General features: G+C 64.2%; 20 protein-coding genes. 4 read left to right on the plus strand and 16 right to left on the minus strand.

The features are described from left to right. The first annotated feature begins 96 nt into the window (after positions 1 to 96). Positions 97 to 567, plus strand: a complete 471-nt coding sequence (locus JHL16_RS29090; protein ID WP_200188379.1) for a hypothetical protein — start codon at positions 97 to 99, stop codon at positions 565 to 567. Positions 568 to 775: 208 nt separating this feature from the next. Here JHL16_RS29090 and JHL16_RS29095 read toward each other — a convergent pair whose 3' ends face one another. Both JHL16_RS29095 and JHL16_RS29100 read right to left on the minus strand, forming a co-directional pair. Continuing rightward, a complete protein-coding gene (locus tag JHL16_RS29095; protein ID WP_200189593.1) occupies positions 776 to 1,258 on the minus strand; it encodes a redoxin family protein in 483 nt (160 codons plus the stop codon). Positions 1,259 to 1,288: 30 nt separating this feature from the next. Beyond that, positions 1,289 to 2,080, minus strand: coding sequence for a protein-disulfide reductase DsbD domain-containing protein (locus JHL16_RS29100; RefSeq protein ID WP_200188380.1), 792 nt, complete (start codon positions 2,078 to 2,080; stop codon positions 1,289 to 1,291). 153 nt (positions 2,081 to 2,233) lie between these two features. Here JHL16_RS29100 and JHL16_RS29105 point away from each other — a divergent pair, with 153 nt between their 5' ends. Beyond that, complete coding sequence (locus JHL16_RS29105) at positions 2,234 to 2,821, plus strand: YqgE/AlgH family protein (RefSeq protein ID WP_200188381.1); 588 nt, start codon at positions 2,234 to 2,236, stop codon at positions 2,819 to 2,821. Positions 2,822 to 2,850: 29 nt separating this feature from the next. Here the strand turns inward: JHL16_RS29105 and JHL16_RS29110 are convergent, their stop codons facing one another. The 13 genes from JHL16_RS29110 to coxB form a co-directional block, all read right to left on the minus strand. Then, positions 2,851 to 4,767 carry an MOSC domain-containing protein gene (locus tag JHL16_RS29110; protein WP_200188382.1) on the minus strand — a complete coding sequence of 639 codons (1,917 nt, stop codon included), beginning with the start codon at positions 4,765 to 4,767 and terminating at the stop codon, positions 2,851 to 2,853. 76 nt (positions 4,768 to 4,843) lie between these two features. Further along, positions 4,844 to 8,515 (minus strand): EAL domain-containing protein, encoded by a 3,672-nt coding sequence (locus tag JHL16_RS29115; RefSeq protein ID WP_200188383.1) that lies wholly within the window; start codon positions 8,513 to 8,515, stop codon positions 4,844 to 4,846. 138 nt (positions 8,516 to 8,653) lie between these two features. Next, positions 8,654 to 9,235: a GNAT family N-acetyltransferase gene (locus JHL16_RS29120; protein ID WP_200188384.1), complete on the minus strand. Its 582-nt coding sequence runs from the start codon at positions 9,233 to 9,235 to the stop codon at positions 8,654 to 8,656. After that, positions 9,235 to 10,494 (minus strand): M16 family metallopeptidase, encoded by a 1,260-nt coding sequence (locus tag JHL16_RS29125; protein WP_200188385.1) that lies wholly within the window; start codon positions 10,492 to 10,494, stop codon positions 9,235 to 9,237. The genes JHL16_RS29120 and JHL16_RS29125 overlap by 1 nt, the downstream gene beginning before the upstream one ends. A 20-nt stretch (positions 10,495 to 10,514) precedes the next feature. Beyond that, entirely contained in the window at positions 10,515 to 11,906 is a 1,392-nt protein-coding gene (thrC, locus tag JHL16_RS29130; RefSeq protein WP_200189594.1) for a threonine synthase, read from the minus strand. Positions 11,907 to 11,966: 60 nt separating this feature from the next. Continuing rightward, positions 11,967 to 12,692, minus strand: a complete 726-nt coding sequence (locus JHL16_RS29135; RefSeq protein ID WP_200188386.1) for an SURF1 family protein — start codon at positions 12,690 to 12,692, stop codon at positions 11,967 to 11,969. Then, entirely contained in the window at positions 12,689 to 13,066 is a 378-nt protein-coding gene (locus JHL16_RS29140) for a DUF983 domain-containing protein (protein ID WP_200188387.1), read from the minus strand. Before JHL16_RS29140 ends, JHL16_RS29135 begins: the two co-directional genes overlap by 4 nt. Before the next feature lie 69 nt (positions 13,067 to 13,135). Continuing rightward, entirely contained in the window at positions 13,136 to 13,990 is an 855-nt protein-coding gene (locus tag JHL16_RS29145; RefSeq protein WP_200188388.1) for a cytochrome c oxidase subunit 3, read from the minus strand. Positions 13,991 to 14,009: 19 nt separating this feature from the next. Then, positions 14,010 to 14,612: a cytochrome c oxidase assembly protein gene (locus JHL16_RS29150; protein WP_200188389.1), complete on the minus strand. Its 603-nt coding sequence runs from the start codon at positions 14,610 to 14,612 to the stop codon at positions 14,010 to 14,012. 1 nt (position 14,613) lies between these two features. Beyond that, positions 14,614 to 14,763: a hypothetical protein gene (locus tag JHL16_RS29155; protein ID WP_200189705.1), complete on the minus strand. Its 150-nt coding sequence runs from the start codon at positions 14,761 to 14,763 to the stop codon at positions 14,614 to 14,616. Between the two features lie 8 nt (positions 14,764 to 14,771). Further along, positions 14,772 to 15,722 (minus strand): heme o synthase, encoded by a 951-nt coding sequence (locus JHL16_RS29160; protein ID WP_200188390.1) that lies wholly within the window; start codon positions 15,720 to 15,722, stop codon positions 14,772 to 14,774. A 58-nt stretch (positions 15,723 to 15,780) separates the two neighbouring features. Then, entirely contained in the window at positions 15,781 to 17,430 is a 1,650-nt protein-coding gene (gene ctaD / locus JHL16_RS29165; RefSeq protein WP_200188391.1) for a cytochrome c oxidase subunit I, read from the minus strand. Between the two features lie 44 nt (positions 17,431 to 17,474). After that, positions 17,475 to 18,362 carry a cytochrome c oxidase subunit II gene (coxB, locus tag JHL16_RS29170; RefSeq protein WP_246771199.1) on the minus strand — a complete coding sequence of 296 codons (888 nt, stop codon included), beginning with the start codon at positions 18,360 to 18,362 and terminating at the stop codon, positions 17,475 to 17,477. Positions 18,363 to 18,637: 275 nt separating this feature from the next. Between coxB and JHL16_RS35345 the strand changes: the two genes are divergently transcribed. Together JHL16_RS35345 and tldD are read left to right on the plus strand one after the other, a co-directional pair. After that, positions 18,638 to 19,291, plus strand: a complete 654-nt coding sequence (locus JHL16_RS35345) for an invasion associated locus B family protein (protein ID WP_200188392.1) — start codon at positions 18,638 to 18,640, stop codon at positions 19,289 to 19,291. 20 nt (positions 19,292 to 19,311) lie between these two features. Then, a complete protein-coding gene (tldD, locus tag JHL16_RS29180; protein ID WP_200188393.1) occupies positions 19,312 to 20,724 on the plus strand; it encodes a metalloprotease TldD in 1,413 nt (470 codons plus the stop codon). Here tldD and JHL16_RS29185 read toward each other — a convergent pair. Further along, complete coding sequence (locus JHL16_RS29185; protein WP_200188394.1) at positions 20,694 to 21,902, minus strand: aminotransferase class V-fold PLP-dependent enzyme; 1,209 nt, start codon at positions 21,900 to 21,902, stop codon at positions 20,694 to 20,696. The genes tldD and JHL16_RS29185 overlap by 31 nt on opposite strands. Positions 21,903 to 21,978 lie beyond the last annotated feature (76 nt).

Below are 21,978 nucleotides of genomic sequence, written 5' to 3' on the forward strand. Positions count from 1 at the left end.
GGAGAATCTGTGCGACGGATTGAATCTGTTTCAGGATTGTGACGGCGCCGGGGACATTCACGTCTGGCTTGCTTGCACCAGGGGAGCCTGCGGCCAGTGCATATATTTCTGATGCTGGGTCTTATCGTCGTCTGCCTGGCCGCGGCCTGGCTTTATGTTGAGTTGCGGCCAGGGCTTCGGAAAATCAGGGACAGCCTGAATGCCCTGACTGCCTATGGCGCGGATCAAGCAGAAATCAGATTTATTCACAGGCGCAGTGGAAGAGAAATAGTCTTCAGAAAAGAGATCGTTGGCGGCGTTCAGCAAATACTCCTGGTGACCCAGAGGCTGAAGCTGTCGGCCAGCGAGGAGGTGAAAGTGCGTGAGTTTCTCGAATCGCGCGGCCTGAAGGTCGAGACCCGCAAGAAATCAAAGAGAGCAAAATCAACGAATGTCGTGGTTCTGGGACACTCAGCGGAGAAAGCCGCCGGGATCACAACAGAACTGGCCAAAGAGGTTTTGAGCATGTCCTCTTTCACCAGATTCAGATTTGAATTCGAGGGGATGAACTTCCCCTCCAGAAGGTGAATGGAAATCCTGACAGTACGGGCCGGCGAACTGGCACGGATGGGCATGGCGCCGTTCAAAAGAAGCGCGCAGTTAACTTATTCTCGTCATCCCGGCGCAAGCCGGGATCCACAAAAGTCTCACCACGCGAACAATGCTGCCCGCATTGCACGAATTTAGTGGACCCCGACTTTCGCCGAGGTGACGAGTGGAGGGGAGGTATCGAAGCTCAGAGCTGCTTCAGGATCGTGTCGGCGCCGGAGACATTGACGCCCGGCTTGTCTTCGACATTGACCGTCTTCACCACGCCGTCCTCGACGATCATCGAATAACGCCTGGAGCGGTGGCCCATATTGTGGGCGGTGAGGTCGACATCGAGGCCGACCGCCTTGGCGAAGGCGCCATTGCCGTCGGCGAGCATGAGGATCTTGCCGTCGGCGCCCGACTGGCGGCCCCAGGCATTCATGACATGGACATCGTTCACCGCCGTGCAGGCGATGGTGTCGGCGCCCTTGGCCTTGATGGCGTCGGCTTCCTTCACGAAGCCCGGCATATGATTCATGCTGCAGGTCGGCGTGAAGGCGCCGGGCACCGCGAAGAGCACGACCTTGCGGCCGGCGAATACCGTGGCGGTGGTGAATCTCTGCGTGCCGTCGCCCGTCATGGTGATGAATTCGGCTTCCGGCAAACGATCGCCAACCTTGATCATGATTGCTCCTCACGCTTTGAAAGGAGGCAAGGATTAGTCGACCACGACTACCTGTTCAAGGTGAATATCGCCGGCGACCATGGTGAGGGTCAAAGGCTTGCCCTTGAGGGAGGCCGGGTCCTTCAGCCCGTCGACCGGCAACTGCACGACCGCCTTGTCGGCGGTCCGGCGCGGGGCACGGAAATAGGCGAAATCATTACCCTCGACGAAGATGTCGAGATCGCCATCGAAACCCTCGCCGGCAAGGCTGACCGCCAAAGCCGGCTTGCCGCCCGCCTCACCGATCGTGGCGCGGGCGACGCGGAAGCGCGCACCCGCATCGGCCTTTTGCGGCACGCGGGCGGCGAAGGCGGCGATGAGGCTCGCATCGGCGGGGCTCGCGTCCTTCTGCAACAGATCGGCGTCGAACTTGGCGGGGATGCAGACGACATCACAGACGCCAAAAAAGGCTTCGAGCGCCAGATCCATGGGCCGGCCCGCCTGTTCCGGGGTGACATCGAGCGGGAAGACGACACGTTCCTTGTAGCCGACCGTTTCGCCGCCATCGTCGCTATAACGCTTGGGCGCCGGCCACAGGATACTGACCGACTTGACGTTCTTCGAGCCGGCCCAATCGAATTGCGGCGGCACGCCGGCGTCACCCGGCATGCGCCAATAGGTCTTCCAGCCCTGCTCGAGAGTAATGTCGAGACCGGCGCGCCAGATGCCGTTCTGCGTCTCGCCGCTGATGAGCCGTACCGTGTAATGCCGGCCCGTTTCCGCGCGCGCGGCGAGCGACAGGGCCGGCAGGCCGAAGGCGGCAATAAGGAGCTGGCGTCTCTTCATCTGTGGCTCTTATCCAGATTGTTCCATAAAATGTGGCGGCGCCGGGGCCAAATCAACTTCGAATATACGCCCATCAACTTAATGTCAGATTGACCGCTTTGCGCCGGGCCCAAATAGTCCTATTCTAAGGGCAGTAGCAAAGGGTGGAGTTCCATGAAAAAATCATCCTTTCTCGACGGGCAGATGCTGATCGCCATGCCGGGCATGAGCGATCCCCGTTTCGACAGATCGGTCATCTTCATGTGCGCGCATTCCGACAATGGCGCCATGGGCATCATCGTCAATAAAAGGGCGCCGATGATCTCGTTCAGCGAGCTCCTCGAGCGGCTCGACATCATGCCCCAGGAAAGCCGGATCAAGCTGCCCGACGACGTGCAATCCATGCTGGTGCAGTTCGGCGGGCCGGTGGAACCCGGCCGGGGCTTCGTGCTGCACACATCCGATTACTTCTCCGCCGACACGTCGCTGCCGATCGATGAGCGTGTGGCGCTGACGGCGACGCTCGACATATTGCGCGCCATTGCCGGCGGCCAGGGACCGCGGCGGTCGCTGCTGGCGCTTGGTTATGCCGGCTGGGCGCCAGGCCAGCTCGAGGACGAAATTCAACGCAATGGCTGGCTCTCCTGCGCGGCCGATGAAGACCTTCTCTTCGGCAGCGATCTCGACAGCAAATATGTGGGCGCGCTGCACAAGATCGGGGTCGACCCGGCCATGCTCTCTTCGCAAGCGGGCCACGCCTGATCTAAGCGTAATGGCTTAGGAAGAGTCGCTCAGCGCTCGACGGTCATTGCCCCTTTTGCGACCGTGACGCAGGATAATACCCACCCCTCGGCCCGCTCTTGCGCCGTGAGCACACTCATCTCCGGGTCGATCGCGGTCTCGGCGAGCGCGATCCCCTCATGCCGGGTGACCTTGCACTTGCACGTGCCGCACAGCCCCATCTCGCAGGACGAGGCGACGGCGAGGCCCGCCTGGCGCATCACCTCGAGCAGCACCGGCGCCCCCTGGCCGCAGACTTCCTTGCCGCTCACCGCAAGGGTCACCTCGTAGGTCCCCGCCTCGACATGGGCGCGCGGCGCCGCCGTAAATCTCTCCGCCGCGAAACGGGCGAAATCGAAGCCCGGAACCTGCGCGAGCAGCGCCCGCACATGTTCGATGAAGGGTTCCGGCCCGCAAGCGAGGACCTGACGCCCGGCAAGATCGGGAACCGTCTCCTGCAGCAGCGCGAGGCCGAGGCGACCGCGCCGCGCAGGCGCCGCCGCCCCGTCCCCCGTGATGGTGACGACCGCCGTGAAGCGATCAGGGAAACGCCGCGCCAGGTCGGCGATAGCCTCGGCGAAAATGACATTGCCGCCGTCGCGCGCCGAATGGAGGAACACGATATCGACCGGCAGCCCGCGCTCGAGGAGCCAGCGCGCCATCGACATCATCGGCGTGATGCCGCTGCCCGCCGACAGCATCAGGAGCTTCGGGTGGGGATGATCCTCGATGGTGAACTGGCCATAAGGCCCGCGCGCGGCGAGCCGCATTCCGGGCCGCATCGTCTCATGCAGCCATTGCGAGGCGCCGCCATCGCTGCCGCGCTTCACCGTGATGGAAATCCGCTCCGGATAATGGGGCGAAGATGAAATCGTGTAGGACCGGCGCAGGGCGCCGGACCGATGGGGAATGTCGAAGACCATGAACTGGCCGGCCCGATAGGGCGGCAGCGGCCGGTCGGGCGCGGTGAAATGGAAGCTGCGGCAGTCTGCCGTTTCTTCGACCACCTCGGCGCAAACGAGGGTCAGCGCATCGGTGCGCTGAGCGCCACGGCTTTCCTCGAGCAGCGCCAGGCGCAACGAGTCACGGTGATAGAGCCGCGGCGGCGGCGCGATGCGCGGCTCCTGCCAGGCGAGAACCTCGACTTCATCCGCCGCGGTGATGCGGCCGAGCACGCGCGGCACCAGAAACTGGCCGAAATAGACATTGCCGTCATCGCCGCGCCGGAAACTATGCAGGGTGCGCAACGGCTCATGGCGCGGATGGCCATCACCGCCGGCGGGATCACGGGTGGTCATGACGCAGCGGTCGCAGGGCCCGACACAATCGAAAATGCATTCGCCGATGCGGATGCGCGCCCAGCGGTCCTCGATGAAGGGCTCGCTTGCCTCGACGAGGATATTGGGACGGAAACGCTCGATCTCGAAAGGCTCGACCGCGCGCGCCTCGATCTCGCGCAACGACGCCCGGTTGGCGAGGAGCAGCGGCGCCGTGTCAGGCAGGAAAACGGAGGCGAAGCGCCCATCGCGCAAGGACCGCGCGGTCCAGCGCGCCAGACGGCAGCTGCGGCCGATGACGGAAGACAGCCATTCCGCCGCCCGATCGCCGCAGTCATCGAGCAGAACGTCGCTGCCCCAGATGACGGCCGGCAGCGCGCCGCCGGAGGCGGTGTCGGCGACCAGCAATTGCGTGCCGCCGGCGCGGTCGCGCAGATGGAGGCCGCCCAGATGCGGCGTCGCTTCGACATTGAGAAGGAACGGCGTGTCGCGCGCGGTGATGCAGGTGCCGCGATCATCAACCGCCATGAAAACGCGATCGCCCGCGACACCTTCGCCGATGATGTCGAGACTCCCGCGCGCAATGCCGGCGCCCGACTTCAGCGGATAGAGAAAGAGACCGGTGACGCGGCCCGCCTGAGCGAAGCTCATGCACGCACCCTGGGAATGGCAGCGGTGGGGAAACGCATCATACGAAACAAAGCTCCAACATAGAAATCCCGGGCCTCTAAGATTCAGCCGGCGACTGATCCTTGTTCTGCGCCTTGCGGCGCAATTTCCGGCCAAGCCGGCTCGCCCTTTCCTTCTGCGCAGCCTCGTCCTCGGGCGTCGTTTCCGCTTCGGCCGAGGGCGCCTCATCGATTGCAGCCTCGCCCTCCTCCAGCACGGGCGGCTCGTCTTCCGCTCCAGCATTCTCCTCGGCTTCCAGGGGCTCTTCCGGCAAAGGCGCCCGGTCCAGCTCGCGCAATCTGTCGAGGCTGAGCAGCTCTTCCGGCTCGGGAGATTCGAGAGCCGCGGGCGGTTCGTCCAGCAGGTCCGTCTCTGCCGCGACATCATCGAGTTCGGGGATTTCGGCCGGTTCCGCCGCTTTCACGCGGGCTCCGGACCGGGGCGCCATGGGGGCGATACCCGGCATGGGGCGATGCGTTCCCGGAGCCGGGTCCGATCTGAAAAGATCCGTGCTTTCCTCGGCCGTTTCGACCGGGGCCGACGGCTGGCGGGGCGGCGGCGCAAGCGGGTTTTCCGGCGCCTTGCGCGCGGCGGCGGCGGTTCGTCCGAAGACCGGCGGCGTCAAGGGCGGCAGCATGACCACCGGCGGCTTCTCCACCTTGCGGGGCGACGGCGCGACGGTCTCGGCAGGCTCGGCGCTAGCCTCCGGCTTCTCGGCAACCGGGACGGACTGCGGCGCCGGAGCCTTGGCGGGCGCTGGTGTCTGGACCGGCGACAAAGGCTCAGGCACGCGTACATTGGATGTGCCCGCCATGCGCTCCCACAAGGTGTCGATGGCGGTCTTGTGGCGCGCGGCGCTGAACGGCACGCCGGCCAATACATCGACGACCTGTTTCGAGGTCATCGGCTCGCCGATGAAATAACCCTGGCCGAAATCGCAGGAGAGCGCCCCCAGCCGGTCGACATCGTCCTGCGATTGGATCCCTTCGGCGACGACGATGAGGCCCAGATCATGGGCGAGCAGAATGATCGATTCCAGGATGAGCGCCGCCTTGGCGTCGTCGCTTTCAACCTCGACGAAGCTGCGGTCGATCTTCAGCGTGTCGAAGGGGAGCCGGCGCAGCGTCGACAGGGACGAATAGCCGGTGCCGAAATCATCACAGGCCAGGCCGATGCCCATCTGCTTCAGCCGGTCGAGAATCTGGATCACCTTTTCCGGGCTCTCCATGACAACTGATTCAGTAACCTCGATCTTGAGCGTGTCGCGCACCAGGTTCTCGCGGGTGAGCAGCGACTTCACATCATCAATCAGATCGGCGGCGAGGAACTGGGTCGAAGATACATTGACGGCCACGAAGAGCGGATCATGCGGCCGGAAAGCGCGCTGCCAGGAGCCGAGCTGGCGGCCGGCCTCGTTGAGCACGTAACGCCCGATATCCTTGATGATGCCGGTCGTCTCGGCGACGCCCAGAAAAGCTTCCGGCGAGAGAAGTCCCAGGGTCTTGTGGCGCCAGCGCACCAAGGCCTCGAAGCCGACGAGCCCCATGTCGGCGAGCCGCGCTACCGGCTGATAGAGAACCTCGATCTCGTTGCGCTCGAGCGCCCGGCGCAATTCCTGTTCCAGCACCACGAGCTCGGTACGGTCGTCGCGCATCGCCTCGCGGAAGAATTCGACCGTGTCCTTGCCGCGCCGCTTGGCTTCGTAAAGCGCCACGGCGGCATCCTTGACCAGCCCTTCGGCGGTGAGGCTGCCCTCGCGCAACGCCGAAACGCCGATGCTTGCGGTGAGGAAAATTTCCTGCGGGCGCATATTCACCGGCTTCGATACCGTGGCACGCACCTTGTCGGTGAAGGGCAGGATATCGCGCGTCGGCCGGTCGCCATGGAAGAGAATGGCGAACTGGTCGCCCGGCATGCGCGCCACCGTGTCATGCTCGCTGGCGATGGCGGCGAGCCTTCGGCCGACGATCTTGAGCAGGCCGTCACCGGTCTCGTGGCCGAGCCCGTCATTCACCGCCTTGAAGCGGTCGAGGTCGATGAGCATCAGATAGAGATTGTTGACCGGCTTGCGTCCGGCGGCGCTGATCTCACGCTCGATGCGGTCGACGAGCAGCGCCCGATTGGGAAGGCCGGTGACGCGGTCATGCACCGCATCGCTCAACAGCTGATCCTGGGCGCGGCGCGTCGCGGTGATGTCGGACAATGTGCCGATGCAGCGGGCCGCCTGCTGATCGGGCCCCGGAATGGCGCGCGCCCTGAGCAGGAACCAGCGATAGGTGCCGTCGCCGCGGCGCAGGCGGAATTCCTGGGTGAAGCCGCCCTGGCCGCGCCGCTCCGCCTCCTCGACGGCGGCGAGATAGGCGCCGCGGTCGGCCGGATGGATGAGGTCGAGCCAGACTTCGGGCGCGTTGTCCTTGAGGGCGCCCTTGCGCAGGCCGAGGATCTTCTCGATGTCCTCGCCGACATGGAGATGCCCCGCCTCCACCTGCCAGTCCCACACGCATTGCTGCGAGGCGGCGAGCGCCAAAGCGCGGCGCGCATCCTCGGAGAAGAAGCGTTGCGCCATGAAGCCCTGGCCGAAGGCGAATTGCGCCAGAGTGAAGCCCATGGTGAGGAGGACGAGCAGCAGACCCGCCGACAGCAAAGGCTTGGTGAAGCTGTCGGTGGCGGGGGTGAGAGCCGCGACCGCCGCCAGGATCGTCCAGGCGACCACCATGACCCAGCTGAGGAGCGAGGCGCGGGCGCGCGCCGCGCCCTCGCGCCACATCACGAAGATGATGAACAGGCCGAAAATCGCCACGGCGGCGAAACACACCCTGGCGATACCGGAGGCGCGCGCCGGCTCGAACCAGCCATAGACCGGCAAAGCCAGCAGCAGGCCCGCCGCCAGCAGCAGCACATTGCCGGCGACGGGGCGGCGCTTGCGCAGATCGGCGAAGGAGGCGAGGCACAGAATGAGGCCGACGAGCATGAGCCCTTCGACGACGGCGCGGATCTCGGAGCCGAGCACATATGCCTTCGGCAGCGCATCGTTGATCTGCGGCAGGTAGCCCGCCTCGAGCGCGATGAAGCCGATCGAGGCCCAGATGAAGACCGAGGCGAAGGGAAAGACGGAGATGCTGCGCACCGCATACAGCGACAGCGCGACGACACCGAGCAGCATGGCGATGCCCAGAATGACTCCACGATAGAAGCCGTTCTGCTCGGCCTTGGAGTCATAGGCGATGCGCTGCCATAATTCGATCTCGTCGAGGCCGGCGCGGGTCAGCTCCATGGCGACGGTCACCCGGCCCTGAGGCTCGATGCGCAAGGCGAAGGCGTCGGAATTGGTGACGCGCAAGGGGGCGATGGTGGCCTGGCCCGCCGCCACGACATTCTGGATGCGCGAGCCGATCGGTTTCGGCCAGAAGACACCCGACCCGGCGAAGCCCTGATGCGGCGTGGCGACGACCACTTCGCGCGCCTGCGCACCGCTATTGGTCAAGGTCACCACCACCCAGCGATGGACGGGTTCGCTTCCCTTGGCGGGAAGCTCCATGAGCAGCCCGGTCTGATCCTCGGCGGTCTTGATCGTCACCACCGGCTTGTCGGTATCGACCGCCAGCAGATGCGGAAACAGATCAATGCTTTGGCCTTCGAAAACCGAATCCACCGCCTTGTCCTGCGCCATGGCCGGCATGGCGAGGACGAGGAACAAAATGGAGGCAATGGCAACGCGCAGCAGCGCCATTCAACCTGCCTTTCCGGTCAGACTGGTCAAGCGGGCATCACAATAAGAACCGGCATACACTTTCTGAATCCCGCCTTAAAATGCGAATCAAATCCTGTTGGTATCGTCAGGCGCCGATAATGGCAAGTTTAGCGGGTTTTATCTATCGTCGGCGAGACGGGCGAAAAGCAGGTGATCTTCCCACCGCCCGTTGATCTTGAGGTAGCGCCGGGCGAGCCCTTCCTGGCGGAATTCGCATTTCGTCAGCAGGCGGATCGATGCCTGATTGACCGGCAGGCAGGCCGCCTCGATCCGGTGCAGATGGAGATGCCCGAAAGCGAAGGGCATGAGGGCGTTCAGGGCCGATGTCATATACCCCTGACGCACGAAGGGGCTGCCGATCCAGTAGCCGACCGAGCCCGCCTGGGCCACGCCACGGCGCACATTCGAGAGCGTGATGGCGCCCATCAGGCGGTCGTCATGGGCGCGGTAGACGAAGAAGGGATAGGCGCTGTCGCTTTCGATGTCGCGGATATAACGCTTGACCCGGCTCCGGAAGGCGGTGCGGGTCAGATCATCCTGCGGCCAGGCCGGCTCCCACGGCACGAGAAAGGCCCGGCTTTCGAGGCGCAGCGCCGCCCAGGTCTCGTAATCCGCCATTTCCGGCACGCGCAGCTCGACGCCATCCTGCATCAGGATGGGGGGCAGATCGCGCGCGAAGGGGCTGCGTAGAAAGACCATCAGGTGAACTGGGCTTTGATCTTATCGTAAGGGGTCAATGTCGAGAGCTGGCCGACCGCGCTCAAGGCCGGCGACTTGCCCCGGAACAGGGAATTCGCGAGGCCGGCGACATGATCGGCGGTGACCGCGTCGATCTTGGCAACCAGGGTTTCCATCGCGGGGACCTCGCCGAAAGCCAGGTACTGGCGGGCGATCTGGTCGGCGCGGCCGGTGGCGCTTTCGAGGCTCATCACCAGGCTCGCCTTGAGCTGCGCCTTGGCGCGCGCCACCTCGACGTCGGTGACGCCCCTGGCCGCCGACAGCATGACATCGGCGGTGACATCGACGAGCTCCGGCGTGTCGTCGGGCGAGGTCGCGGCATAGACACCGAACTGGCCGGCATCCTCGTAGGCCGACGCAAAGGAAAACACGCTGTAACAGAGGCCGCGCTTCTCGCGCACCTCCTGGAAGAGGCGCGAGGACATGCCGCCGCCCAAGAGGCTCGACAGGACCTGGAGCCGATAGATTTCGGGGTTGCGGTAACCGGGCGCGGCGAAGGAGAGCACCATATGGGTCTGGTCGAGCGGCTTTTGCGCCAGCTCCATATGGGAGACGAATTCGGGCCGGTTGCGGCCGGGCGCGCCACCCGGGCTCAGACTGCCGAGCAGCTTCTCGGCCTCGCGCCGCAGCGCCTGGTGATCGATATTGCCGGCCGCCGCCACCACCATGCGCGACGCCCAGTAATTGCGGTTGCGCCAGGCCAGGATCTCGTCACGCGAGACATTGGCGATGAGGTCGTGCACGCCGAGGATGGGCCGGCCAAGTGGATGCGAGCCGAAGGCGGCGCTCTGCGCCAGATCGAAGACCAGATCGTCGGGCGTGTCGCCGGCGGCGGCGATCTCCTGAAGGATAACGTGACGCTCACGCTCGAGCTCGTCGGCGTCGAAAACCGACTCGGTCAGGATGTCGGCCAGGATGTCGAGCGCCTGCGGCCAGTCGTTCTTGAGGACGCGGGCGTAATAAGTCGTGGTCTCCATGCCGGTCGAGGCATTGATCTCGCCGCCGGCGGATTCGATCTCCTCGGCGATGGCCTGGGCGGAGCGCCTTTTGGTGCCCTTGAAAGCCATGTGCTCGAGGAAATGCGCGATGCCGTTCTCTTCCGGCAGTTCGTCGCGTGATCCAGCTTTGACCCAGATACCGAGCGCCACCGTCTCGAGATGCGGCATGTGGTGGGTTACGACATGCAGCCCGTTATCAAGACGCGAAATTTCAACGCTCATACAGCACCCAGACCCAACCCTTACCCTGCTACCCGTTCCAGAATGAAGGCCTTGACCGCTTGCGGATCATTGGCCAGCACGCTCACCTTTTCGTCCGCCATCATGAGGGGTGCGAGGCGCGGCGGCAAGCCCGGTCTTACGCCAGCGGCAGCCTCGACGGCATCGGGGAATTTGGCAGGATGGGCGGTCGCGAGCGTGATCATCGGGCCCAGATAGCCGCGTTCCTTGCGCGCCACCGCATAACCCACCGCCGTATGGGGGTCGAGCAGCTCGCCGGTCTCCTTGAGGGTGCGGCCGATCTCCGCGGCCGTCTCGTCCATGGTGGTGGCGCCCGAGGTGAATTCCGCCCTGATTGCCTGGAGCGGCTTGTCCTCGATGGTGAAGGCGCCCGACTGGGCGAGGCCTGCCATGAGGCCCCGGATGGCGCCGGCATCGCGGCCATAGGCCTCGAACAGCAGGCGCTCGAAATTGCTCGACACCTGGATGTCCATCGACGGGCTCGAGCTCGGCTTGACGCCCTTGACCTCGTAACGCCCGGTCTTGAGGGCACGGTCGAGAATGTCGTTGTCGTTGGTGGCGATCACCAGGCGGCCGATGGGCGCGCCCATACGTTTGGCCACCAAGCCTGCGAAGATGTCGCCGAAATTGCCGGTGGGCACGGTGAAATTGGCGAGACGCCCCGGCGCCGACAGAGCGAGAGCCGCGGCGACGTAATAGACGATCTGCGCCATGATGCGCGCCCAGTTGATCGAGTTGACGCCGGCGAGCGTCACCTGATCGCGGAAGGCGTGATCGTTGAACAGCGTCTTGAGGATGGCCTGGCAGTCGTCGAAAGTGCCCTCGAGCGCGATATTGTGGATCGACGGCGAGATCACCGTCGTCATCTGGCGGCGCTGCACCTCGCTGACCTTGCCCTTGGGATGCAGGATGAAGAGCGAAGCGTGCCGGCTCGCCTTGAAGGCCTCGATGGCGGCACCGCCGGTGTCGCCCGAAGTGGCGCCGACGATGGTGGCCCTGAGCTTGCGGCGCTCGAGCGCCCAATCCATCACGCGGGCCAGGAACTGCATGGCTACGTCCTTGAAGGCCAGCGTCGGTCCATGGAAGAGCTCGAGCAGCCATTGATCGGCATCGAGCTGCTTGAGCGGCGTGACCGCGGCATGGCCGAAAGCGCCATAGGCTCCCTCGATCATCGATTTCAGATCGGCCTCCGGCACCGCATCGCCGGCGAATTTCTGGATCACCGCGAAGGCCACTTCCGTATAGGGCCGGCCGCGCAAGGCCAGCAGCTCGCTTTGCGAGAATTTCGGCCATTCGGCGGGCACGTAGAGACCGCCATCGCGGGCGAGGCCGGTCAGCAGCACATCCTCGAATTCGAGTTCCGGGGCTTCACCACGGGTAGAAACGTAACGCAAAGCGGAGAGATCCTTCTGTGGAGGGCCGCGCACCATAGCGTGCTTCCCGACGAAGTGGAATCAGTCTCCTTTCCGCCGAATCTGGCGGATCAGGAGGGCCGACATGACGATCAACAGGACAGCCAGCGCGAACCAGGTCAGCGCATATTGAAGATGATTGTTGGTGAGGTTCTCATCGACCGATACGGGGCTCGGCAATGTCCTGCCGGCAGCGGAGTCAGGCTCGAGATGCAGAACGAACGGCGCCACGCGTTGGTCGGGCGCCACATGGGCGAATGCCAGCATCGCCGGTATGTCCCACCAGTACCAGATATTGCCCGCCGTATCATTGTCGGGCGTGAAGGCGCCGCGGCCCTGGACGTGGCGGCGCAAGATGCCGGTAACCTCGATGTCACCCGCGGGCTGGCTGTCGGGGCGGCGCTTCGCATCCTTCAGAGGCTCAGGGACAAAGCCGCGATCGACGAGGACGATCACGCCCTCTTTGCTGGCGAGCGGCGTCACCACCTGGAAGCCCGGCACACCGCCTTCGGTGGTGAGCACGAACAATTCGGCATCGTGCTGGAACGTGCCTTGCGCTTTCACTTTCAGGAATTCGACCGAGCGATCGGCATCGAACTCCTTGAGCGCCGCATCGAGCGACACCGGCGGCGCGCTGAGCCGCTGTTCACGCTCGGCGATCAGCGCCTCCTTCCAGGCGAGGCGCTGCAATTGCCACGCCCCCAATCCCAGCAGGAGAGCGACACCGAGGACGGTCGCGATGACGACCTGCCAGATCCTGCCGGTCATTTGGGGGTGAGCCGCCCTTCCTGGGCCTTGGTCTTCCATTGCTGGCACAGCAGAATGCCCTTGGCGGGGCGCAGCAGCACGAGCGGCAACAGGATGATGAAAGGGATGGCGATCAGCAAATGCGCCCAGAAGGGCGGCGAATAGGCCACTTCGATGCCGAGAATGCTGCCGACGCCGAAGAAGCAGACAAACAGCATGACGAACCAGGCGGCGCCGTCGCCGGCATCGGCGAAATCGAAGGAGAGGCCGCAGGAGCTGCAGTTCTTCGCAACGCTGAGATAGCCCGCGAACAGGCGGCCGCGGCCGCAGCGCGGGCATTTGCCGGCGAGGCCGGTCTTGATCGGGGAGAGATCGGGATAATAGGGCTCGGTCACGACATTACTCCACCGGGTCCCCAAGCTGGTCCCCTCTCTCCCCCATGGGAGAGAGGGAATTTATTGTTGTCAGTGCTCGGCAGCAAACTGCACGCCGGCCGAACCCCACACATAGATGCAGGCGAAGAGGAACAGCCAGACGACGTCGACGAAATGCCAGTACCAGGCGGCCGCCTCGAAGCCGAAATGCTTCTCGGGGCGGAAATGACCTTTCAGCGCGCGGAAGAGGCAGACGATCAGGAACAGCGTGCCGACGATGACATGGAAACCATGGAAGCCGGTCGCCATGAAGAAGGTCGAGCCATAGATGTTGCCGCCATTGTCGCGGTTGAAGGCGAAAGCGGCATGGGCATATTCATAGGCCTGCACCGCGGTGAAGATGAGGCCGAGGCCGACGGTGAGCGCCAGGCCCCATTTCAGGCCTTTGCGGTCATTGTTGAGCAGCGCGTGATGCGCCCAGGTGACGGTCGTGCCCGAGGTGAGCAGGATCAGCGTGTTGATGAGCGGCAGATGCCAGGGATCGAAGACCTCGATGCCCTTGGGCGGCCATACGCCCGCCGTCGCCTCGAAACGAGCAGCCTGCATGGCATCGCCCGAAAACAGGCTGGCGTCGAAAAAGGCCCAGAACCAGGCGACGAAGAACATCACCTCCGAGGCGATGAAGAGCAGCATGCCGTAGCGCAGATGCAGCGACACGATCTCGGTGTGATCACCCTTGTGGCTCTCCTTGATGACGTCGCGCCACCACATGAACATGGTGTAGAGGACGAGAGCGAGGCCGACGAGCGCCACCCAGGGGGCGGAGCCGTGCATCCAGATGATGGCGCCTACGGCGAGAATGAAAGCCGAGACCGAGCCGACCACCGGCCATGGGCTTGGATCGACCAGATGGTAGTCGTGGTTCTTAGCGTGTGAGTCGGCCATGTCCCCTGCTCCTCAGGCGTCAATTCAGATTGGTATCGGTTGAAGGTTTTTTCTCGGTCGACGAGACATTGCTCGGCTCGTCCGCCGGATAGAAGGTGTAAGACAGCGTGATGGTGTTGATCTTGTCGAGGCCGCGATCATCGACGATCGCCGGATCGATGAAGAAAGACACCGGCATTTCGACCGTCTGGCCAGGCTTGAGCGTCTGCTCGGTGAAGCAGAAGCACTCGATCTTGTTGAAATAAGCGCCGGTCGTGTCGGGCGTCACGTTGAAGACGGCCGAGCCGGTGATGGCGTGATCGGAATTGTTGGTGGCGCGATAGTACGCGAAGTTCTCCTCGCCGACCTTGACGTCGAGCGAGCGCTGCACCGGCTCGAAGGTCCAGGGCAGGCTGCCGGCCGTATTCGCATCGAACAGGATGGTCATGCGCCGGTCGACGGTCTTCGAGGGTGCGGCTTCGGCGCGCTGCGTGGTGCCGCCGAAACCGGTCACCTGGCAGAACAGCCGGTAGAGCGGCACGGACGCATAAGCGAGGCCGACCATGCCGACCACCACGGCGGCGAAGATCATCGCCACTTTGCGGTTCTTGGTGCTGTCGGGTGTCGAAGGCGTGCGCTGCATGTCAGAAATTCCGCAGAGCCACTTCGCCGCCGAGGCGCACGATGGTGGTGACGAAGAACAGGACGACGAGGCCGGCGAGCACCAGAGCGAGTGCGATGGAACGCTTGCGGCGGCGGCTCATATCCTCAGGCGAAAAGGGTCTTTGATCCATGGTCTGGCTCATCCGAAAACCGGGGCAAAAGGCGCCAGGCCGAGGATACGCTCGGCGATGATCAGCGCGAAGAGGGCGAAGAGATAAAGGATCGAGAAGCCGAACAGGCGGCGGCAGGCGCGGCGCGCCGCATCGCCCTCGGTGATCCGGTAGACATCGACGGCATGCCAGATGAAGGCGACGCCGAGGCCGGCCGTCACCACCGTATAGAGCATGCCGGTGGTGCCGAGCAGCGACGGCAGGAAGGTGATCGGCACGAGGATGAGGCTGTAGAGCAGGATCTGCTTGCGCGTCTCCCGGGCGCCCGCGACATTGGGCATCATCGGCACGCCGGCGCGGGCATAGTCACCCTCGCGGAACAGCGCCAGCGCCCAGAAATGCGGCGGCGTCCACATGAAGATGATGAGGAACAGCGCGATCGAGGCGAGCGATACGGATCCCGTCGCGGCAGCCCAGCCGATCATCGGCGGGAAAGCGCCGGCGGCGCCGCCGATCACGATGTTCTGCGGCGTCGAGCGCTTGAGCCACATCGTGTAGATGACGGCGTAAAAGAAGATAGTGAAGGCGAGGAGCGCCGCGGCGACGATATTGACGAGGAGGCCGAGGACGAGAACCGAGCCCACCGCCAGCGCCATGCCGAAGCCCAGCGCTTCGCCGGGCAGGATGGCGCCGCGCGGCACCGGCCGGTTGGCGGTGCGCGCCATGAGCGCGTCGATATCGGCGTCATACCACATATTGAGGGCGCCCGAGGCGCCGGCGCCGACCGCGATGGCGAGCAGCGCCACCGCGGCGAGCCAGGGATGGATGACGCCGGGCGCGGCCACGAGGCCGGCAAGCGCGGTGAAGATGACGAGCGACATCACGCGCGGCTTGAGCAAGGTCCAGTAGTCGCGGACCGTGCCCTGCCCGCCCAGAGCGGCTTCGCTCTTGTCGGAAATATCGGCGTGAATATCGCTCATTCCTGTCTTTCAAGTCGGCTGAGGCCGCCCGACTGAGGCGGCCTCGCCTTGGTTGTTATTACCGGATGACCGGCAGAGTGCTGAACTGATGGAACGGCGGCGGCGACGACAGCGTCCATTCGAGCGTCGTGGCGCCCTCGCCCCACGGATTGTCCGCCGCCTTCTGCTTACGGGCATAGGCCTGGAACACGCCATAGAGGAAGATCAGCACGGAGAAGGCCGAGATATAGGAGCCGATCGACGACACCATGTTCCAGCCGGCATAGACATCCGGATAGTCGATGTAGCGGCGCGGCATGCCGGCGAGACCGAGGAAGTGCTGCGGGAAGAAGATCAGGTTCACGCCGATGAACTGGATCCAGAAATGCGCCTTGCCGATGGTCTCGGAATACATGTAGCCGGTCATCTTCGGGAACCAGTAGTACCAGGCACCGAAGATGGCGAAGACCGCGCCGAGCGAGAGCACGTAGTGGAAATGCGCCACGACATAATAGGTGTCGTGCAGCGAGCGGTCGGCGCCGGCATTGGCGAGCACCACGCCGGTGACGCCGCCGACGGTGAACAGGAAGATGAAGCCGATCGCCCACAGCATGGGTGTCCGGAACTCGATCGACCCGCCCCACATGGTGGCGATCCACGAGAAGATCTTAACACCCGTCGGCACCGCGATGATCATCGTGGCGGCGACGAAATAGGCCTGCGTGTCGGCGTCCATGCCGACCGTGTACATGTGGTGGGCCCACACGACGAAGCCGACGACGCCGATGGCGACCATGGCATAGGCCATGCCGAGATAGCCGAAGACGGGCTTCTTGGAGAAGGTCGACACGATCTGGCTGACGATGCCGAAGCCCGGAAGAATGAGAATGTACACTTCCGGATGGCCGAAGAACCAAAACAGATGCTGGAACAGCACCGGGTCGCCGCCCTTCGACGGCACGAAGAAGCTGGTGCCGAAATTGCGGTCGGTGAGCAGCATGGTGATGGCGCCGGCGAGAACCGGCAGCGACAGCAGCAGCAGGAACACCGTCACCAGGATCGACCACACGAACAGCGGCATCTTGTGCAGCGTCATGCCGGGGGCACGCATGTTGAAGATCGTGGTGATGAAGTTGATGGCGCCGAGGATCGACGACGCGCCGGCGATGTGGAGCGCAAGGATGGCGAAGTCCATCGCGGGACCGGGCTGGCCGGTGGTCGACAGCGGTGGATAGATCGTCCAGCCGCCGCCGACGCCATGGGCGCCCGCGGGACCTTCGACGAACATCGAGATGAGCAGCAGCGCCAGAGCCGGCGGCAGCAGCCAGAAGGACACGTTGTTCATGCGCGGGAAGGCCATGTCCGGCGCGCCGATCATCAACGGCACGAACCAGTTGCCATAGCCGCCGATCATCGCCGGCATGACCATGAAGAAGATCATGAGCAGGCCGTGCGCGGTGACGAACACGTTGAACATGTGCTTGCCGGCGTCGATCGAGGCGTCGGCCTCGCCGCCATAGACCATGGCCGCCAGGCCGTGGAAGATCTGGATGCCGGGCTCAGCGAGCTCGACACGCATCAGGATCGACAGGATGCCCCCGATCACGCCCGCGAAAATCGCGAACCACAGATACATCGTGCCGATGTCCTTGTGGTTCGTCGAATAGAGGTAGCGCTTCCATCCGGTCGGATGGCCGTGATCGTCATGAGCGGTTGCGGCATGTGCCATGTTCGTAAACCTTCAATGTGCTGACCGCCTTGGCGGCCGTCCCCTTATTTCTGCGCCAGCTGGCCCTTGGCCTTGAGCAGCGCGAACAAAAAGCTGCGCGCCTCATCCGCTCCGGCGGTCTTGATCTTCTCGGACCAGGCGTCGAAGTCGGCCTGCGACACGACGTGAACCTCGATCGGCATGAAGGCGTGGTCCTTGCCGCACAGTTCCGAGCACTGGCCGTAATAGACGCCTTCCTTGGTCGCCCTGAACCAGTCCTCGTTGAGGCGTCCCGGAATGGCGTCGATCTTCATGCCGAAGGCCGGGATGGTCCAGGCATGGATGATGCCTTCGGGATCCGACGTCACATGGAGGCGGACCGTCTTGTTGACCGGAACGACGACCGGCACGTCGGTCGAGAGCAGCCAGGTGTCGGTCGCCTCGAGCTTGTCCTTGGCCTTGAGATAGGCGGTGAAGGAGACCTTCGCCGAGCCGTCCTCATTGGTGCCGAGATCGGGATATTCGTAGGTCCAGTTCCAGGACGGGTTACCGATGACCTTGATGGTCATGTCGCCCTGCGGCATGTCGCGCTGGAGATAGAGGAGGCGGAAGGACGGGATGGCGATGACCACCAGGATGACGATCGGGATGACGGTCCACAGGACCTCGATCGTCGTATTATGGGTGGTCTTGGACGGGACCGGGTTGGCCTTGGCGTTGAACTTGACCATCACATAGATGAGCAGGCCCAGAACGAAGAGCGTGATGACCGTGATGATGGGCAGCAGCAGATAGTTGTGGAACCAGTGGATGAACTCGGCCACCGGCGTCACACCCGGCTGCAACCCCATCTGCCAGGGCACGGCATGACCGCCGCCGCCTTCGGCAAGAGCCGCTCCGGCGCTCAGTGCCAACATCACTGCCGAGCCGGCCCAAATTTTCGCGAATCTCATTCCCGCCTCTTTCCTCATGCCTTGCTGCTCCGCACAAAATGGTGCGAAGCGCGCCTTGCCCGTATTCTGGAACCAATTGTGAACCACATTCGCCAAGCCGCCGCAACCAGACCCGGCGCGGCAAAACGTCGTGGCATCCCCACGCATTGCCGCAACCGGAATTCTGCCTCATTTTTTGCGAACAAACACGCCCCGGCGCTGCTTTGGTGATTGCCCAAGATGCCTCATAGCGCTAAGAGCCGCCCCGCGAATCGAGACAGAACAAGGATAGCCCCGTGCCCATCTTCTCCAAGAACATGCTGCGCTGGCCCGCTTTGACGGTCGCCGCCCTCATCGCGATCGCCCCGGCACTGGCCCAGGAGGAACAGGCGCCCCAGAAGAACAATTTCGGCCCGCGGAACCCGCAGGCGCAGCAGGGCCAGGGACAAGCCGGGCCGCGCGCCCAGGGCCAGGCTCAAGGTCAAGCCCAGGCGCCGCAGATCATCGCCACCCATGGCGACTGGAAGATCCAGTGCAATGACGAGCAGAAGGCCGGCGGTCAGCCCGGCGAGATGGAACGTCAATGCGGCATGATCCAGGCGGCGCGCAGCGAGAAGAACGCCAAAGTCGGCCTCACCACCGTCTTCGTGCGCGGCAAGCAGAACGGCAAGGACGTCACCATGATGCGTATCATGGCCCCGATCGGCGTCTATCTGCCGACCGGCATCGCGCTCGAGATCGATGGCGGCGCGGTCGGCCGCATCCCCTTCACCCGCTGCCTGCCCCAGATCTGCGTGGCGTTCGGCGAAGCGGGCGCCCAGACGCTCGACAAGTTCCGCAAGGGCTCCGCCGCCAATTTCATCATCTATGAAGCGCCCGGCATCAGCATGCCGATCAAGGTGTCCCTCAACGGCTTTGCCGCCGCCTTTACCGCCCTCGGCAAGCTCTGACGCATAAGGTCCGACCGGCCATGATCTCCCTTCTCGACAAGACGGGCATCGGCCGGGGCGAAGCCGCCCAAATCCTCGATACCGCCCTCAAAGGTGCCGATGACGGCGAGCTCTTCGTCGAGCAGCGCCTGTCCGAACATGCGGTCTTCGATGACGGCAGGCTCAAATCGGCGAGCTTCGATGAGGCGCAAGGCTTCGGCCTGCGCGTGGTGAGCGGCGAGACCCAGGGCTATTCCCATTCGACCGAGCTTTCGGCTGCCGCCATGAAACGGGCGGCCGACATCTGCCGCACCATTATCGGCGGCCCCGCCTCGGCCGTCGCCCAGGCGCCGGCGCGCACGAATCGGGAACTCTACCCGGCCAAGAATCCGTCCGACCATTTCGCCTTCGCCGACAAGGTGACGCTCCTGCAGCAGGTCGACGATTTCGCCCGCAAGGCCGATCCGCGCATCAAGCAGGTCAGCGTCTCGCTGTCCGGCGACTGGCAGGAGATCGAGATTCTGCGGACGGCAGGCGAAATCTATCGCGACAGCCGCCCCCTGGTGCGCTTCCAGGTCAGCGTGATGGCGAGCGACGGCAGCGAGCGCGCCAGCGGCTCCTATGGCTTCGGCGGGCGCGGGCTTTACAGCGACTATGTGACCGAGGCCACCTGGCAGGACGCGGTCAGGGAGGCGGTGCGCCAGTCGCTCGTCGGCCTCGAGGCGAAACCGGCGCCGGCCGGCGAAATGGACGTGGTGCTGGGACCCGGCTGGCCGGGCATCCTGCTGCATGAAGCCATCGGCCACGGGCTCGAGGGCGATTTCAACCGCAAGAAGACCAGCGCCTTTGCCGGGCTGATGGGCGAGCGGATCGCCGCCCGGGGGATCACCGTCGTCGATGACGGCACGGTGGCGCGCGCCCGGGGCTCGATCGCCATCGACGATGAGGGCACCCCCTCCTCCTCGACCACGCTGATCGAAGACGGCATCCTGGTCGGCTATATGCAGGACCGGCTCAACGCCCGGCTCATGGGCATGAAACCCACCGGTAACGGCCGGCGGCAGTCCTTCGCCCACAGCCCGATGCCGCGCATGACCAACACCTACATGCTCAATGGCGACAAGCACCCGGACGAGATCCTCGCCTCGGTGAAAAACGGGCTGTTCGCCAAATCCTTCGGCGGCGGCCAGGTCGACATCACCTCCGGCAAGTTCGTGTTCTCCTGCACTGAGGCCTATCTGATCGAAAACGGCCGCATCACCACGCCGGTGAAGGGCGCCACCATCATCGGCAACGGCGCCGATGCGCTGAAGCGCATCTCGATGGTCGGCAACGACATGGCGCTCGATCCCGGCATCGGCACCTGCGGCAAGCAGGGCCAGGGCGTGCCGGTCTGCGTCGGCCAGCCGAGCCTCAGGCTCGATCAGATCACCGTCGGCGGCACCGCGGCATGAAGCTTCCCGCGCATTCCTGAACAGAGGTCGATCAGCCGGTCGACCTCCGCCTCACTATTGTAATAATGCGGCGAGGCGCGGACCGTGTCGGCGAGGTTGCGGTTCTCTGAATCGATACGGGTGCTTTCGGGCTCGGAGGCGCCAATGACGATCCCCGCCGCCAAGGCTTGCCGTACAACCTCTCGCGCTTCGATGCCATCGACATTGAAGCTGACAATGGCGGACGGGGTGCGGCCGAGATCGAGCAGCGTCACGCCGCCGGTCGCGGCAAGACCGGCACGCAGCCGTCCGGAGAGCGCAAGGCAGCGCGCCGCGATCTGCTCCATGCCGATCTCCAGCGCATAGTCGACTGCGGCGCCGAGGCCGAGGCGGGCGGCGTAGTTGTTCTCCCAATTCTCGAAGCGGCGCGCGTCTGGACGCAGCTCATAGCGGTCGCGCGCCACCCAGGGCGCCGCATAATGATCGATCACCGGCGGCTCCATGCGGTCGAGAAAACCTTTGCGCGCATAGAGAAAGCCGGTGCCGCGGGGCCCGCGCAGAAACTTGCGCCCGGTCGCCGACAGCATGTCGACATTGAGCGCCTCGACATCGACCACCATCTGGCCTACCGCCTGGCAGGCATCGAGCAGATAGGGAATGCCATGCGCCTTGGCGATCCGCCCCACAACGGCTGCCGGATTGGCGAGGCCGCCATTGGTCGGGACCCAGGTGATGGCGATGAGCTTCACCTTATGATCGATCATCCGCTCGAGCGCCGCGACATCGAGCTCACCGGTCGGATCACTCGGCACCACGTCGATCACCGCGCCGGTGCGCTTCGCCATTTGCAGAAATGCCACATAATTGGCGGCATATTCGGCTTCGGCGGTTAGGATGCGGTCGCCCGGGGCGAACTCAAGCGAATAAAAAGCCATCTGCCAGGCGACCGTCGCATTTTCGACCAGCGCAATCTCTTCGGGCTTGGCGTTGATGAGGCGTGCCACCGAGCCATAAACCGCCTCGCAGCGCCCGATCTCCTGACGGAAGGCGGCATAGCCGCCGATCTCCGCTTCGAGATCGATATGGTTCTTGAGCGTGTCGACCACGGTGCGCGGCATGAGCGCCGCCCCGGCATTGTGCAAATAAGCGCGCCGCGCCGTCGCCGGCGTATCGGCCCTGATCCGATCCAAATCCATCACGTCGCTTCACTCTCAGATTGTTCAGGAGACACAAGCAGGTGATGTGGATAAAAGTCAATCGCAAGGCGCCGCTGTC

Source organism: Taklimakanibacter albus (genome assembly GCF_016595235.1).
GTDB classification, from domain to species: Bacteria; Pseudomonadota; Alphaproteobacteria; order Rhizobiales; family Aestuariivirgaceae; genus Taklimakanibacter; species Taklimakanibacter albus.